Source organism: Vibrio orientalis CIP 102891 = ATCC 33934, from assembly GCF_000176235.1.
Lineage (GTDB): Bacteria > Pseudomonadota > Gammaproteobacteria > Enterobacterales > Vibrionaceae > Vibrio > Vibrio orientalis.
Window position 1 is genome coordinate 1,458,684 of the sequence record NZ_ACZV01000005.1, and the last position, 16,464, is coordinate 1,475,147.

Below are 16,464 nucleotides of genomic sequence, written 5' to 3' on the forward strand. Positions count from 1 at the left end.
ACTTTAATAAAGTTATTTAATTATTTTTAGGTTTTAATCAATGCAAAATATCGGGATGTCGTCAAAACTCGACAATGTCTGCTATGACATTAGGGGTCCTGTACTCAAACATGCTAAGCGCATGGAGGAAGAGGGACATAAAATACTGAAGCTTAACATCGGTAACCCTGCCCCATTTGGCTTTGACGCCCCAGACGAAATTTTGGTTGATGTGATTCGTAACTTGCCGACATCTCAAGGCTATTGCGACTCAAAAGGTATTTATTCCGCACGCAAAGCCGTTGTACAACATTACCAGCGCAAAGGCATTCGTTCATTAGACGTTGAAGATGTCTACATTGGTAACGGCGCTTCAGAGTTAATCGTGATGGCGATGCAAGCATTGCTAAACAACGGCGATGAAATGCTGGTCCCTGCACCGGACTACCCACTATGGACAGCATCTGTTGCTCTATCAGGGGGTAAAGCGGTTCACTATATGTGTGATGAAGAAGCGGACTGGTACCCAGACTTAGACGATATTAAGAGTAAGATCACGCCAAAAACCCGCGGCATTGTTCTTATCAACCCAAACAACCCGACAGGCGCCGTCTACAGCCGTGACTTCTTATTAGAAGTGATTGAGATTGCACGCCAGCACAAACTGATCATTTTTGCTGACGAGATTTACGACAAAGTACTATACGACGGTGCAACGCATACCTCAGTAGCGACTCTGACTGAAGATGTATTGGTTGTAACCTTTAACGGTTTATCAAAAGCCTACCGTGTATGTGGGTTCCGCGGCGGTTGGATGTTCCTAACGGGACCGAAGCACCAAGCACAGGGCTACATCAACGGCTTAGACATGCTTTCTTCGATGCGTTTGTGCGCCAACGTGCCAATGCAGCATGCGATTCAAACCGCATTAGGTGGCTACCAAAGTATTAATGAGTTACTTCTTCCTGGCGGCCGCCTGCTTGAACAGCGTGACCGTGCATGGGAGTTGATCAACCAGATCCCTGGGGTCTCTTGTGTCAAACCAAAGGGAGCAATGTATCTGTTCCCGAAAATCGACACTAAGATGTACAACATTAAAGACGACCAGAAAATGGTTCTAGACTTCCTCGTTCAGGAAAAAGTACTGCTAGTGCAAGGCACAGGCTTCAACTGGCCAAAACCGGATCACTTCCGAATTGTGACTTTGCCACACGTTGAAGATTTAGAGGTTGCGATTGGTCGCTTTGAACGTTTCCTTTCAACCTACAGCCAGTAGTAATTAGATTCGTTCTTTCATATGCTTAAAGGGTACTCATTGAGTACCCTTTTCATTTCATGGAGTAAAGAAATGCCGCAAGACAACGATTCAGAACACAATTATAAGGAAAGTCACTTTTTCGCTCACTTGGCGCGGATGAAATTGATTCAGCGCTGGCCGCTGATGCGCTCTGTGTCGACTGAGAATATTTCTGAGCATAGCTTGCAGGTCGCTTTCGTTGCCCATGCTCTCGCTCTGATAAAGAACAAGAAGTTTGGCGCTAATCTCAATCCAGAACGCATCGCAATTTTAGGCATGTACCATGACACCAGTGAAGTGCTAACTGGCGATTTACCCACTCCAGTCAAATACTACAATCCTGAGATTGCTAAAGAGTATAAAAAGATTGAAGCGGCCGCAGAGCAGAAACTACTTTCAATGCTACCTGAAGAGTTCCAACAAGACTTCGCTCCTTTTCTTGTTTCTACCGCAGCACATGAAGAAGACGCTGATATCGTCAAACAAGCAGACACGATTTGTGCCTACTTAAAGTGTTTAGAGGAGTTGAGCGCGGGCAACCACGAATACGCGCTGGCTAAAAAGCGCTTAGATATTACCCTAAAAGAGCGCAGTAGCCGTGAGATGGACTATTTTCTCAATGTCTTTGCGCCAAGCTTTGAGCTTTCTTTGGATGAAATCAGCTGATGTTCGTTGTCTGATCGCTCTTAAAGCTGTGGAGTAGGAAGTCAATTAACTCTTTCTTACGCTTCGGCATCAACTGTCGGTCAGCATAAACAAGGCTCACTTCCACCTCTGGCATTCTATATTCTGGTAACAAGCGAACTAAACGACCTGTAGCAAAATGTTCACGACAGATAAATTCAGGTAACACTGCAATCCCTAAACCATCAAGAGAGGCTTTAAGGCACGCAGTGATGGTATTGACTCGCAGTCGGTATGGCAGGTCAATCTGATAAGAGCTGTCATCATCCAGTTGCAAATGCCACTTTGGCAAACGTACCGCTTTATTGGAGACTTCAACCATTTGATGGGGCGCGATTAAGTCTAGGTGATGCTCAATCATCCCGTACTCTTCAAGATAGTCCGGGCTTGCGACCAAGGCCCGCTTTGACGCGGTTAGATAACGGGAAACAAGATTTGAATCTTCTAACTTTCCGATCTGGGCATAGAGGTCGATGCCTTCACCGACGATATCTACCTCTCTATTTGAGAGTTCTAAATTCATAGTGACATTCGGGTACTGCATTAAAAATTGATTAATGTAGGAGCCCAATACTTGATGCCCTAGCTCGACAGGTAACACAATATTCAAAGGGCCTCTAACTAAGTCTTGGTTAGCAGAGACTTCAAGCTCAGCTTGATTCATCACTTCTAACATTTGCAGGCCAGACTGGTAGAACTTTTCACCCTCAGGAGTCAGTACCAAACTGCGCGTTGAACGAGTGATCAACCTCACACCTAAATGCTGTTCAAGTTCCGCCAATTTTCGGCTAACAGTCGACTTAGTCATTCGTAACGATTCGGCTGCGTGAGTAAAACTTCCACAATCAACCACTTGGACGAATACATTAACCCCATTCAAATCCATCAGTTACCCCTACATCCCATCATTAGTTAAATTATTGCAACAGTGTTTTCAGTTTTTCCTATCTTATCAACCAATACAGATCATTTACAATTCGTTACATTCAATGAATTCGAGAATCCGTCAATGACAGAAACACACGACATGCAAACCAAGAAAAAAACGCGCAACAAAGCCCCTTTTATTGCGACAGTCATTATGCTGTCTCTCGGACTATTAGGTGGCGGCTATTGGTTTGGCTATGGTCAATACTTCGAATCAACAGACAACGCTTACCTTCAAGGTGATATCACGACGATCAGCCCAAAAGTCTCCGGCTACATTGTTAAATCCTATGTAACGGATAACCAAGTGGTTAAACAAGGCGATCTTCTAGCACAAATCGATGACCGTGATTACCAAGCGACACTTGACCAAGCGAATGCACACCTCAACGTCGCTCAATCAAGCGTAAATAACTTATACGCTCAACAAACGTTGCAACGTAGCCAAATTAACCAAGCTAAGAGCCAAGTTGATTCCGCGCAAGCAGAGTACGATCGCGCTATTCAGCAAGTCGCTCGCTCTCGCAGTCTCTTGAAACGTAACTACGCTTCTCAAGATGAAGTCGACAGCATGCTGGCGCAACAAAAAGTCACGCTGGCACAATTGGAGCAAGCCAAAGCCAACCTAGCGGCAGCAAACGATCAGCTAGTGGTTATCGCCAGCGAAGTTGAACAAGCGAAAGCATCAGTGACTGAAGCGAATGCCCAACTAGAGCAAGCGCAACTGAACCTAAATTACACCAAAATCTACGCACCTGCGGATGGGGTTATTGGTAAACGTAGCGTACGTGAAGGGTTACTCGTCCAGGCTGGGACACCATTAATGAGTCTAGTGCCAAACAATGCGGTATGGATTGAAGCCAACTTCAAAGAAACTCAGTTGAGCGGCATTCACCAAGGGCAAAAAGTAGAAGTCGAATTAGATGCCTTCCCGGGTCAAACATTGGAAGGAGTCGTAGACAGCTTCTCACCAGCGACTGGAGCTAAGTTCGCACTATTACCACCTGAAAATGCGACGGGTAACTTCACTAAAATCGTTCAGCGTGTTCCGGTTAAAATCGTCATCCCAGATCAAAAAGAGCTTCAAGGTCGCCTGCTACCAGGTTTATCCGTGGTCACTACCATTGATACGCGAGGCTAATCATGAGCCAAGCAGTCGTTGATCACGCAGATCAAGAACAAGAGGTCCCCGTTCGTCACTGGATCGCGCTTTTTGGCGGTCTTCTTGGCGCATTTATGGCTATCTTAGATATTCAGATCACCAACTCGTCGCTAAAAGACATTCAAGGTGCTCTATCTGCAACTCTGGATGAAAGCTCGTGGATTTCGACTTCTTATCTTGTGGCTGAGATGATCGCAATTCCACTCAGTGGCTGGCTATCTAAAGCACTCGGTAAACGACGTTATCTCACTTGGACAACGGGCATCTTTACCCTCTCCTCTTTGCTCTGTTCGTTCTCTTGGAACATGACCTCAATGATCGTCTTCCGAGCAATGCAGGGCTTTAGTGGCGGTGCGTTAATCCCTCTGGCATTCTCGTTGGTCATTCAATTATTGCCGCTCAATAAACGCGCGGTGGGCATGGCGCTGTTTGGCGTAACGGCAACCTTCGCGCCTTCCATCGGACCTACCTTTGGTGGCTGGCTGACAGAGAACTTATCTTGGCATTACATCTTTTACATCAACATTCCACCAGCGTTGTTACTGATTGCGATGATTCGCTACGGTCTAGATGATGAGCCGTTAGAACTGTCAACACTGAAAAAAGCCGACTGGTTTGGTATTGCCACCATGGCACTCGGCCTTGGCTGCCTAGAAGTGGTATTGGAAGAAGGAAATCGTGAAGAGTGGTTTAGCTCAAGCTTCATTATTACTCTGAGTATTATCTCCGCGGTGAGTTTGGTTTATTTCATTATCAATGAACTCCAGCATAAGAAACCACTGGTTAACCTGCGTTTACTGCGAAATGGCCAATTTGCGATGTCTTGTATCGCCTACTTGATTTTAGGTATGGCATTACTGGGGTCCATTTACGTATTGCCGCTCTATTTAACTCAAATTCAGCAATACAACGCAATGGAAATTGGCGAAGTACTGATGTGGATGGGCTTTCCTCAGTTACTCATCTTCCCTCTCGTGCCTAAACTGACCCAAATCATTAAGCCTAAGTATCTCGTGACCTTTGGCTTTGCGATGTTTGGTCTGAGTTGCTACGTGAACACCCACATGACCGTCGACTTCGGCGGCCAGCAGTTGATTTTGTCGATGCTGCTGCGTGCTATTGGTAGCCCGTTTATTATGGTGCCACTCTCTTTAGTAGCGATGAAGAACATTAGCAAGCCCGATACACCCGACGCTTCGACGTTAACCAATGTCATGCGTAACTTGGGCGGCGCATTCAGCATTGCCATTATCGCAACGCTGTTGGATAACAAGACACGTGAGCATCTAGGCCATATTAAAGAGTCATTGAGCGCGGTCAGCCTTGATGGTTGGAATGCACTGCACCAGCAGCAAGCTTTCTTCATTCAATCTGGTAGTGATGCTGCAACGGCGATGCTTCAAGCTCAAGCTAGTTTGTTGGGTACCATGCAGCGCGATGCCGCTATCATGGCTTATAACGATGTATTCCTGATGATGACGCTCTTTCTTGGTGTGGCTGCAATATTGGTTCTAAGTATGAAGGATTAACCGCAGATACACGTCAAACGGCGATATTTCGCTGTTCTCACGTGTAATTCTTTGTATTTATCATGTAACGGGTGTACGGTAAGAAAAAAGACAAGGGAGTACACCTATGACGTTTAAAATCAGCTCCTTATGGTTCGAAAGACACGACGATGAGCATAAAATTCGTCGTGACGACCACCGCAGTCCCTACCAACGCGATCGCGCTCGTATTCTTCACTCTGCCGCTTTTAGGCGTCTGCAGGCTAAAACTCAGGTTCACGGCAATAGTTTCGATGATTTTCACCGCACCCGTCTGACTCACTCACTTGAGGCGGCGCAATTGGGTACCGGTATTGTTGCCCAGATTAAGAAGAAGCAACCAGAGTTCCGTGACCTTTTGCCTAGTGATAGCCTGATTGATTCATTATGTTTAGCCCATGATATAGGCCATCCGCCCTACGGCCATGGCGGTGAAGTCGCTCTTAACTATATGATGCGAGACCATGGCGGCTTTGAAGGTAATGCGCAGACTTTTCGTATCGTCACTAAACTGGAGCCTTATACCGAACTGTTTGGTATGAACTTGGCTCGCCGCACTTTGCTCGGTCTCATCAAGTACCCAGCGCTGCTCAGCCAAGCCCGTGCTGATGTCATGCCTGAATGTGTTTCCCATCAACGCAAACTCAGAGCACGTGATTGGTCACCCGCTAAAGGGCTTTATGACTGTGATGCAGACCTGTTTGATTGGGTGTTAGCGCCGCTGAGTGAAAACGACAAAGCTATCTTTAGTCAGATGCGTGATGAGCAATACCTAGAAACTGAACATAAGAAGACCCGTTATAAGTCTATCGACTGTTCTATTATGGAACTCGCCGACGACATCGCTTATGGCGTCCACGACCTAGAAGATGCCTTGGTTCTTGGCATGGTCAATCGTAACCAATGGGTTGAAGGTGCAGCAAGTAAGCTCGCAGAGTGTGGCGACCCATGGTTTGAAGAACATATCGCGTCGATTTCAGACATGCTGTTGTCTGGCACTCACCACCAGCGTAAAGATGCGATTGGCGGTATGGTGAACGCCCTACTGACCAGCATTTCAATTAAGCCAGTCGATGCGCCATTTGAATCGCAGTTGCTGGCCTTTAACGCCGTACTTGAACCTTCAATGGCGAATGCTTTGGAGATCCTAAAACGTTTTGTCAGCCAGTACGTCATCCAAGTCCCTCATGTTCAGGTGATGGAGTACAAAGGCCAACAGATCATTATGGATATTTTTGAAGCGCTCAATGCCGACCCAGAGCGATTATTGCCTATCGATATCAAACAAAAGTGGGCAAATAGAAATGACGAGAGTGACGGCTATCGTGTGATTGCAGATTACATCTCTTCGATGACAGACGGTCACGCTCAAAGACTGCACCAACAGTTATTCTCTTCTCATTAATCCAACCTATGGCTAGAGTGACAACCTTGTTACTCTAGCCATCATCCCTTCCAATTAGTAATTAAACTCGCTAACAAATTGGTTAAGCTTACCTAGTAGTCGACTTTTTTCTTCATCATTAATGAAACTGGCGGCAATTGCATTGCGGGTGAAGTTTGCGAGCTCTTGATTTGTCACATCATGACTTTGCGCAACGGCTTTGAAATTCGCATTCATGTACCCCCCAAAGTAGGCGGGGTCATCGGAGTTTATCGTTACGCAGAGACCGCGGCGGAGCAGGTCAACGATATTATGCTGTTCCATTTTTTCAAACACTTTCAATTTGGTATTCGACAATGGGCAGACCGTCAGTGGCATCTTGTTGTTTGCTAACGCATGCAGCAGATTTTCATCATCGGAACAACGCACACCGTGGTCAATTCGGCTCACTTTCAGTAGTTCCAAACTGTCATAGATATTACTCACTGGCCCCTCTTCTCCTGCATGGGCAACCGTGAGAAATCCCTCTTCTAACGCTTTGCGATAAACGCGAGCAAATTTCTCTGGCGGATAGCCGAGCTCTGAAGAATCTAGACCCACACCAACGATCTTATCCTTGTGAGCCAAGGCTTCAAATAGGGTATCAAACGCGCTCTCTTCATCTAAATGACGCAAAAAGCACATGATGATCTGACTGCTAATACCGAGTCGTTCTTCGCCATCTTTCAATGCTCGATGTATGCCATTAATCACGGTATCAAAAGCAATCCCGCGACTGGTATGCGTCTGTGGGTCAAAGAAAATCTCAGTATGAATTACATTATCTTGCTGACAGCGAAGCAAATAAGCCCATGTCAGATCGTAGAAGTCCTGCTCATGGATCAGCACATTGGCACCTTGATAGTAGATATCAAGAAATGACTGTAGGTTGGTAAATTGATACGCAGCACTGACTTCTTGTGGGGTAGTGAAAGGCAGCTCTATGCCATTGCGCTTGGCTAGCTCAAACATCATCTCAGGCTCGAGTGAACCTTCGATATGTAAGTGAAGTTCAACTTTTGGTAGTTGCTCTATAAAGGCGATTTGATTATTCACGCTTGTGTCTCCATTCATTTTGACTGGGTTCCAACAAGCGCTTTTCTCTAGAAAAGTTTCAAGCATACAAAGAGAAAAGCGCTGTGCACTTTACTCTTCGTAATCTGAAATTATCGGTTTCAGGTAGAGACTCCCACACCTTATCAATGGGATTATACGAAGTATCGTTTACCTCACACGAATAAAGTAAAACGATTGCGCATCATTATATTCAACCAAAAGGTCTAATGACAATATCGCGCTTAGAAATAAGTGTAGAAGAAAATCCGCTTAAGAAAGGTAATTTTTCTCAAAGACACCGGGGGGCATCTGCTTGATTTGAAACTCAATCATCTGATTAAAAGCGTCAATCAGCGGCGTAAAGTCTTTTTCTGGTTCAAGGAGAGAAAGAATATGGTAGCCCGCTTCAACCGTTGAAAGGCTGTTGTCACTGGGCGCTTTTCTAATTCGGTAATTACCTTGCAAGTCATCTGGTAAACGTACTAATGGCAATGGGTGCAGGTTTGTCGACAGTTGCCACATCTTGTAGGCCTTTTTCCACGTACCATCGAGCAAAATCACGCGAACCTTTTGCTGATTGGCAACTTGCTCCGCTACCTCATTATGAGTGAGAGCTCCTTCCCCAGGATAAAGTATAAAATGTTGGTATTGCCCATCATTTAATAATTGGTTGAGCTGATCATTGCTAGAAAAATCCTCACCGACAAAGCAAAAACTGTTAGCTAAAGAAAGCTTAAGGATGCGCGCGGTGCCCATTGGCCGATCTGTTTCACTGTGATGTTGTAGGATGACCAACTCAACATTCGATGTTAGGCTTTGTATCCATTGGCAAATACACGCTTTGAGTGATTTACCACATTGAGAACAGTATCGGGACATAGTGTGCGCTTATTTCTTCTATTATTGACAATCAGTCTACTCTGCCTTGGCCTACAATTCGAACCTATAGCCTCATTAGCGGCTTGGCAGCGTCAGCAGATTATTGACGGGCAGTGGTGGCGAATCCTATCAGGAAACTTCACTCACACCAACTTTGCACATTTAGCCATGAATCTCGCTGGACTATGGGTCATTAGCTTCATATTCAAACCCACAGAGAAGTCACTCGCATTACTGCTGATTGCTATTAGCTTAGCGATAGGTGCACTCAACTTCCTCAGCGATATGAATGGCTATGTTGGATTGTCCGGTTTACTACATGGGTTATTTGCCTATTTTGCCTTGCAAGAGAGCCTTAATGGACGCAAAAGCAGTTGGCTACTAGTGATTGGCGTTATTGCCAAAGTCACTTGGGAGCTAACCATGGGGGCATCACACTCGACTGTCGAGCTAATCAATGCGAGAGTGGCCGTCGAGGCTCACCTGTTTGGTATGCTTTCGGGCTTTGTACTCGCTTCGATCGTTCGCTTCTTCCCTAGCCGAAATAAATCAGCGGCATAGATATCAGTAATATACCAACCGCTAGACAATAATTAGGTTGATGTTCATCGATAAAGGGCGCAGAATGGCGCCCTTTTTCATGTAGAACAACTCTACGTGATTCTCCGCTTACACATTACAGAGATCAATTTATGGGTTTTACCTCCTTAGGCCTTTCTGCACCAATCCTCAAAGCAATTGAAGAACAAGGTTATGACACCCCTTCTCCGATTCAGGAACAAGCAATTCCTGCGGTACTTTCAGGGAAAGACGTCATGGCAGCTGCGCAGACAGGTACAGGTAAAACTGCAGGCTTCACTCTACCGATCCTAGAACGTCTTGATAATGGCCAACGTGTAAAAGGCAACCACATCCGTGCGCTTATCTTAACGCCGACTCGTGAGCTGGCTGCCCAGGTTCAAGAAAACGTATTTAAGTACAGCCGTCACCAGAGTCTTACCTCTCAAGTAGTGTTCGGTGGTGTAAAAGTTAACCCACAAATGCTTAAGCTACGTAAAGGCTGTGACGTACTTGTCGCAACTCCGGGCCGTTTGTTGGATCTCTACCAACAAAATGCAGTGAAGTTTGATCAGCTTGAAGTACTGGTTCTAGATGAAGCCGATCGCATGCTAGATATGGGCTTCATCCGTGATATCCGTAAGATCCTCAACGTACTGCCAGCTAAGCGCCAAAACCTACTCTTTTCAGCGACATTCTCAGCAGAGATCCGCGAACTAGCAAAAGGTCTAGTAAACGATCCTGTCGAAGTATCAGTAAACAAAGAGAACTCTACCGCGGTCACCATCGAGCAAAGCATCTACCCTGCAGACAAACGCAAAAAAGCGCCAATGCTGGTTAAGCTGATTAAAGATGGTAACTGGAAGCAGACACTTGTTTTCTGTCGTACTAAGCATGGTGCAAATCGCCTAGCTTTCTTCCTTAATAAAGAAGGCATTACCGCTGCACCAATTCATGGTAATAAGAGCCAAGGTGCTCGTACTCGTGCATTGGCAGATTTTAAATCGGGTGATGTTCGCGTGTTAGTCGCAACAGATATCGCTGCACGTGGTATCGATATTCCTCAGCTTCCTCAAGTGGTTAACTACGAGCTACCACATGTGTCAGAAGATTACGTTCACCGCATTGGACGTACTGGCCGCGCCGGTGAAGTGGGTAGAGCAATTTCACTGGTTGAAGCAGATGAAGCAGGTGAGCTATTTGGTATCGAGCGCCTAATTCAACAGGTGCTGCCACGTATCGAGCTAGAAGGCTTTAAGCCAGTTAATGAATTGCCAGAATCTCGACTAGATACTCGTCCGATCAAGCCAAAGAAACCGAAGAAGCCGAAAAAACCTAGCCAGCCAAAAGCAGAACATGCTGATGGCCAACGCTCTGGCGATAATGCGCGCGGTAACAAACCCGCTAGCAAAAACAAACGTCACTTTGGTCACAATAAGCCAAATGGTGAAAACCGTGGTAACGGCGGTAATGGTGGTAATGGCGGCCAAGCGAAACGCAAGCCTGCTGGTGGAAAGCCAAACAGCAACAACGGTGGCAATGGCCAGCAACGCCGTAAGCCAGCGAACCGCAAACCAAGCGGTCAAGCTAAAGCTCAATAAGCCTTGAAGTTAAAAACGCTCCTTACACAGGAGCGTTTTTTTTATTGAGTGTTTAACGATATTAATCTCTTAACGAAAAAAGCCCTCGTGACTAGCGAGGGCTTTTTATTAGTAACTTTTCAGAAGGGGGAATCTGATTATCAGTACTTATTCAGAATGTTCGCAATACTTGCTTCGTTATCAGCAGCAATGATTGCTTCAATATCTTCATCATTCTGGAACAGCTCTGACAGTGCAACGATAGTCTGAATATGGCTATCAGAATCCAGTGCAGCCAGAGTGACTGAGAAGAACACATCACCATTATCTTCCGACTCTAAATCCACACCATTCTTAAACACTGTGATTTGTAGCGCCGCTTCATTTACCCCATCTTCAGGCCTTGCATGTGGCATCGCAATCTTAGGCGCTAGCACATAGTATGCACCGATTTCTTTGTGCTTTTGCTTGATAGCCTCTAGATATGTCGTTTCTACCTTACCCTGCTCAACAAGCTTTGAGCAGGTAATCTCTAGTGCGGCATCTACCGTTAGGTTCTGTTCGTTGGAGATAACAATATTGTCGCCAATTAGATTCATAATGCTCATGATACTAACCACCCTAGAAGTAGACCTACTACACCGAAGTCAAAATCAGCAAATGTTGTTGCTTCAAGACCTAGCCCGCCCAGTACAGGAAGAAGTAGCATAGGTAGGAATGAGATACATAGGCCCTGAGTAAATGCACCTAGCACTGCACCACGCAGACCGCCCGTTGCGTTACCGTAAACACCGGCTGCACCACCAACGAAAAAGTGTGGTACTACACCCGCTACGATAATTGTCCAATCAAACATACCTTGGATACCCATCGCTACTAAACCAGCCGCGAATGAAGATAGGAAGCCGATAAGGACTGCGTTTGGCGCCACTGGGAATACCATAGGGCAATCTAGAGCAGGTTTTGCACCCGGTACTAGCTTGTCAGAGATACCTTTAAACGCAGGAACGATTTCCGCGATCAGCATCTTCACACCTTGCAGAACGATGTAGACACCACCTGCAAACGTCAGTGATTGCATAAAGGTAAACACAACCCAGTTTTGACCGCCAGAGACTGTTTCTACAAAGTCGCCACCAGCAAAGATTGAAGCAAACAGGAAGAAGATAGCCATTGTCGTCGCAACGGCTACTGGTGTGTCACGTAAGAACATTAAGCTCTTAGGTACATTGATATCTTCAGTTGTCTTTGACGTGTCACCAAACTTGCTACCAATAAAGCCTGCAACTAGGTAAGAGAAAGTCGAAAAGTGACCCATTGCTAGCTGATCTGTACCCATCACTTTCTCAGTATATTTCTGAGCAAGTGCTGGCATGATAACCATAAGAGATCCAACAATCACTGAACCCATTGCCACTAATGCTGTGCCCGTAATACCTGCTGTAGATAGGATTACAGCAACCAGCATAGACATGAACATAGTGTGGTGACCAGTTAAGAAAATATACTTAAGCGGAGTAAAGCGCGCTAAAAGAATATTAACCACAAAGGCAAAGAACATAATTAGTGCCATTTCATAACCAAACGCTTCTTGTGCTAAAGCAACAATCGCTTCGTTATTTGGAATAACACCACTGACACCAAATGCTTCTGTAAATACCGTTGAGAAGTTATTTAGTGCGCCAACTAACGCACCTGCACCAAATCCTAAAATTAGGAAACCCATTACGGTTTTAATCGTGCCCTTTAAAATAGTTGAAATATCTGCTTTCTGAGCAATTAAACCGACAAAAGCAATTAACCCCACCATTATTGCTGGCTCTTTTAATAAGCCAAGCATAAATTCAAAGAAGTTAGCCATATATTATCCCCTTACATAAATGCTTTTAATTGCTCTTCAATTGAAGCTTTATCGAAAATATTTGTTAGGCTAACAATATTTGTTTTACCTGCTTCAGAAAGTTGGTTTGCTACATCTGTTGCTGCCACCCAGATATCCGCGTTGCTTGACGCAGCAGAAGATAAATCCTCATGATCAACCTCTGCTTCTAGACCAATTTTTCCTGCTACTTCTTTCACTGCCATCTCCATCATTAGAGATGTACCAAGACCGTTTCCACAAACAACCATAATTTTTTTCATAATATTTTCTCTGTAAGGTTTTATTAGGAAGATAAATTAACTTCCGTCTATTTGTTGATAAGAATAATATCCAAATCACACCAAAACAGAATAGATCACCATCACAAAATCAAAATGACCTTGTGACGCAGATCTCGATAATGGGCAACTAAAATGCACAAAAGGTCATCAATCACCCTTTCGGAGTAGTGGATAATTTTATGTATTTTAGTTGCAATGAAGGAGGGAATAGAAAAATGTGAAGTTAGAGTATGAACCCTGTTCACTATACAAGGAAAAGGTGTATTTTACTTACCGTAGTCTGTCAGCATCTTTTTAAGCAGGCTATTTACATCTTTGGTTTTCTTATTGCGTTTAGTTAATGCGCTAAGTGACGTTGGCAGTTCAGGTGCTTCTTTTTCACCATCAAGCTCATCAACTTTATCCTTTAATTTCTGCACGGCAGGCAGCAACATTCGGATCTCTTCACCCTCTTCATTTTCTAAAACAACAATATTTTCCGACTCAACTTGGATGATGGTTAATATACCGTGTTTAATAGATTCAACTTTCTCCCCTACCATAGAGGATTGGGGTGGAACGGAGCGATCAGAAACTTGACCACTACGCAATTTTGCCGCAGTAATGGCGCGGATGTTTCCAGTATTTTCAAAAGCAACAATCACAGTGTGCGTATTATAGTATTCAATCACTGTGACATAACCGTGCTTTTTCGTCTCAAACCTCGCACCAATTTGCATATCATGTGGGGCTTCGAGTTTTTTTATTAACATCCAGTGTACCTGGTACTTCTTATACTATCCGACATATTGTAAGTATATACGTTCATTTATCCTTAATAAATGGCAATATTTTTATTTATTCTTTCAACCGTTATCCCCATTGGTATAGTGACTCAGCGCCTGAAAAGAAAAACCTACCAGTTCAAAGAACTGATAGGTTAAATTTTCCCTAACATTAGCTAAATGCAGAGATTGAACATCTAGAGCACATGGTGCAGCGATGGGGATCGCCTGACTGGTTGCTCAACCATGTTAAGAAAGGAATCAATCCAATGTAGGATCAGAGCCGAGTCTTGTGGCTTATTCAGTTGTCTGAAGGCATCTTCTGCATGAGCACTACCAATAATCTCACGTCGTTTTTCAACCAATTTGCCAGTAAACTCACTACTAAACTCTGGGTGTCCTTGTACCGTGAAAATGTGATTATCTTTGGCTAGCATGAAGTTAGGACAAAAGTCATTGCCAGCAATAACCTTCATTCCCTTTGGAACAGTGACAACTTGATCTTGGTGGCTGACCAGCATCCTCACGCTATCCATTGGTAGGTTCATCCACTTTTTCTGTACGCTGACATTCGCCGTATAACTGCCCAGCCCCCAGCCTTTTTCAGACTTCATCACTGTGCCACCTAACGCTCTGGCGATAATCTGATGACCGAAGCAAATGCCCACTAAAGGCCGCCTAATCGCTTCGCAGCGACGTATCCAGCTAACCAGCTCAACAATCCAAGGATCATTATCATAGGCGTTATGGACACTACCGGTGATAATAAACCCAACGCACTGATCCAAACACGGCAATTCACCTCGTGTGGCATCATAATCAACGAACTCCAATTGGTTATTCACTTCATAGAGCGATGCCGCAATCATGTCGAAGTACTGTCCATGGTAGCTCGCTAACGATGGGTCCACGTGCCCGCAAGTAATGATTCCTATCTTCATTGTTCACCTATTTCATTGTTGGCATAACAAATTCACTTTCCCTTTGACCTTTTGGCCAACGCGCCGTCACGGTCTTCATACGAGTATAGAAACGTACGCCATCATTACCATGGACATTCAATGGGCCAAAGATTGAACGTTTCCAACCACCAAAGCTATGAAATGCCATAGGTACTGGAATTGGAACGTTGACACCAACCATGCCAATTTCTATTTGTTCAGCAAAGTTGCGTGCCGTATCCCCATCACGAGTAAAGATAGCAGTTCCGTTGCCAAATTCATGTTCATTAATCATGTTGACTGCATGCTGATAGTCATCAGCTCGCACGACAGAAAGCACCGGCCCAAAGATCTCTTCTTTATAAATTGTCATGTCTTCGGTTACGTTATCAAACAGAGTACCACCGACAAAGTAACCCGGAGCGCCCGCATTAAAATTACGTCCATCGACGACCAGTTTGGCACCTTGTTCAACACCAGACTGAATGTAATCAAGCACTTTGTTCTTGTGAGGTTCACTAACCAGTGGGCCCATTTCATTTTCAGGCGTCACACCCAACCCTGGCCCAACACGTAATGCCTCGACTTTCTGTTTAAGCTTTTCAACTAATCGGTCCGCGGTTTCTTCTCCGACAGCGACGGCAACTGAAATCGCCATACAGCGCTCACCCGCCGCACCATATGCCGCGCCCATAATCGCGTTTACTGCTCCATCAAGGTCGGCATCCGGCATCACAACTAGGTGGTTCTTCGCACCGCCTAATGCCTGCACTCGCTTACCGTTAGCACTGCCTTTAGCATAAATCGCTTCAGCAATTGGCGTAGAACCAACAAAGCTCACCGCAGCGACATCTGGTGACTCTAGCAACGCATCAACCACTTCTTTGTCACCTTGCACCACATTGAAGACGCCATCCGGAAGACCCGCTTGCTTCAGTAGTTTCGCCAGTACCAAAGCAGCACTTGGATCTTTCTCTGACGGTTTAAGAATGAAGCTGTTACCACATGCCAAAGAGACTGGAATCATCCACAGCGGAACCATCACCGGGAAGTTAAATGGCGTAATACCGACACACACACCAACAGGCTGCATCATTGAATAGCTGTCAATTTCGCGCCCCACATTGAGGGAGTGCTCACCTTTTAGCAGATGTGGAATACCGCAAGAGAACTCGACCACTTCAAGGCCACGAGTCAGTTCGCCTAACGCGTCACTGTGCACTTTACCGTGCTCTTCAGTGATCAAAGTCGCGAGATCATCCGCGTTCTCTTCCAGTAGCTGTTTAAACTTGAACATAACGCGTGCACGTTGTAGCGGCGGTGTCGCCTGCCACGCTGCCTGAGCATTTTTGGCTACCTGTACAACCTCTTCTGCTTCCTGTGCACTTGATAGCTGTACTTGACCACGTCGCTCACCAGTCGCGGGATTAAACAGGTCCGCGCTACGAGAACTTGTACTTTCAACTACCGATCCATTTATAAAGTTTGAAACCAAAATCGACAT

At 45.1% G+C, this 16,464-nt stretch carries 16 protein-coding genes and 1 riboswitch; of the genes, 7 read left to right on the forward strand and 9 right to left on the reverse strand.

From position 1 onward, the window contains the following. The first annotated feature begins 40 nt into the window (after positions 1–40). Together VIA_RS17285 and yfbR are read left to right on the forward strand one after the other, a co-directional pair. A complete protein-coding gene (locus VIA_RS17285) occupies positions 41–1,255 on the forward strand; it encodes a pyridoxal phosphate-dependent aminotransferase (RefSeq protein ID WP_004414566.1) in 1,215 nt (404 codons plus the stop codon). A 72-nt stretch (positions 1,256–1,327) separates the two neighbouring features. Beyond that, positions 1,328–1,942: a 5'-deoxynucleotidase gene (yfbR, locus tag VIA_RS17290; RefSeq protein ID WP_004414569.1), complete on the forward strand. Its 615-nt coding sequence runs from the start codon at positions 1,328–1,330 to the stop codon at positions 1,940–1,942. On the opposite strand, the gene VIA_RS17295 is transcribed toward yfbR, so the two are convergent. Further along, the gene (locus tag VIA_RS17295) at positions 1,935–2,846 is read right to left on the reverse strand and encodes a LysR family transcriptional regulator (RefSeq protein WP_004414570.1); all 912 of its coding nucleotides are present in this window, start codon (positions 2,844–2,846) and stop codon (positions 1,935–1,937) included. The genes yfbR and VIA_RS17295 overlap by 8 nt on opposite strands. Before the next feature lie 123 nt (positions 2,847–2,969). On the opposite strand from VIA_RS17295, the gene VIA_RS17300 reads away from it, so the two are divergent. From VIA_RS17300 to VIA_RS17310, 3 genes are all read left to right on the forward strand, one after another. Next, positions 2,970–4,028: an HlyD family secretion protein gene (locus VIA_RS17300; RefSeq protein WP_004414573.1), complete on the forward strand. Its 1,059-nt coding sequence runs from the start codon at positions 2,970–2,972 to the stop codon at positions 4,026–4,028. A 2-nt stretch (positions 4,029–4,030) separates the two neighbouring features. Then, a complete protein-coding gene (locus tag VIA_RS17305; RefSeq protein ID WP_004414575.1) occupies positions 4,031–5,578 on the forward strand; it encodes a DHA2 family efflux MFS transporter permease subunit in 1,548 nt (515 codons plus the stop codon). A 106-nt stretch (positions 5,579–5,684) separates the two neighbouring features. Next, on the forward strand, positions 5,685–7,001 hold the full coding sequence (locus tag VIA_RS17310) for an anti-phage deoxyguanosine triphosphatase (RefSeq protein WP_004414577.1): 1,317 nt from the start codon (positions 5,685–5,687) through the stop codon (positions 6,999–7,001). A 54-nt stretch (positions 7,002–7,055) separates the two neighbouring features. Here VIA_RS17310 and VIA_RS17315 read toward each other — a convergent pair whose 3' ends face one another. Together VIA_RS17315 and VIA_RS17320 are read right to left on the reverse strand one after the other, a co-directional pair. Beyond that, positions 7,056–8,093: an adenosine deaminase gene (locus tag VIA_RS17315; RefSeq protein WP_004414579.1), complete on the reverse strand. Its 1,038-nt coding sequence runs from the start codon at positions 8,091–8,093 to the stop codon at positions 7,056–7,058. 62 nt (positions 8,094–8,155) lie between these two features. After that, positions 8,156–8,255: riboswitch (purine riboswitch) on the reverse strand. Positions 8,256–8,345: 90 nt separating this feature from the next. Further along, positions 8,346–8,954 carry a tRNA-uridine aminocarboxypropyltransferase gene (locus VIA_RS17320; protein ID WP_004416661.1) on the reverse strand — a complete coding sequence of 203 codons (609 nt, stop codon included), beginning with the start codon at positions 8,952–8,954 and terminating at the stop codon, positions 8,346–8,348. A gap of 3 nt (positions 8,955–8,957) precedes the next feature. On the opposite strand from VIA_RS17320, the gene rrtA reads away from it, so the two are divergent. Both rrtA and VIA_RS17330 read left to right on the forward strand, forming a co-directional pair. Beyond that, entirely contained in the window at positions 8,958–9,515 is a 558-nt protein-coding gene (gene rrtA / locus VIA_RS17325) for a rhombosortase (RefSeq protein ID WP_004416663.1), read from the forward strand. Between the two features lie 131 nt (positions 9,516–9,646). Beyond that, the gene (locus VIA_RS17330) at positions 9,647–11,113 is read left to right on the forward strand and encodes a DEAD/DEAH box helicase (RefSeq protein WP_004414586.1); all 1,467 of its coding nucleotides are present in this window, start codon (positions 9,647–9,649) and stop codon (positions 11,111–11,113) included. A gap of 140 nt (positions 11,114–11,253) precedes the next feature. On the opposite strand, the gene VIA_RS17335 is transcribed toward VIA_RS17330, so the two are convergent. The 6 genes from VIA_RS17335 to VIA_RS17360 form a co-directional block, all read right to left on the reverse strand. Further along, positions 11,254–11,700, reverse strand: a complete 447-nt coding sequence (locus VIA_RS17335) for a PTS sugar transporter subunit IIA (protein WP_004414589.1) — start codon at positions 11,698–11,700, stop codon at positions 11,254–11,256. Beyond that, the gene (locus tag VIA_RS17340; RefSeq protein ID WP_004414591.1) at positions 11,697–12,953 is read right to left on the reverse strand and encodes a PTS ascorbate transporter subunit IIC; all 1,257 of its coding nucleotides are present in this window, start codon (positions 12,951–12,953) and stop codon (positions 11,697–11,699) included. The genes VIA_RS17335 and VIA_RS17340 overlap by 4 nt, the downstream gene beginning before the upstream one ends. An 11-nt stretch (positions 12,954–12,964) precedes the next feature. Next, complete coding sequence (locus VIA_RS17345; protein WP_004416665.1) at positions 12,965–13,234, reverse strand: PTS sugar transporter subunit IIB; 270 nt, start codon at positions 13,232–13,234, stop codon at positions 12,965–12,967. A gap of 287 nt (positions 13,235–13,521) precedes the next feature. Further along, entirely contained in the window at positions 13,522–14,007 is a 486-nt protein-coding gene (locus VIA_RS17350; protein WP_004414597.1) for a hypothetical protein, read from the reverse strand. A gap of 209 nt (positions 14,008–14,216) precedes the next feature. Beyond that, on the reverse strand, positions 14,217–14,960 hold the full coding sequence (locus VIA_RS17355) for a type 1 glutamine amidotransferase (protein ID WP_004414599.1): 744 nt from the start codon (positions 14,958–14,960) through the stop codon (positions 14,217–14,219). A 7-nt stretch (positions 14,961–14,967) separates the two neighbouring features. Next, positions 14,968–16,464, reverse strand: coding sequence for a CoA-acylating methylmalonate-semialdehyde dehydrogenase (locus tag VIA_RS17360; protein ID WP_004414601.1), 1,497 nt, complete (start codon positions 16,462–16,464; stop codon positions 14,968–14,970).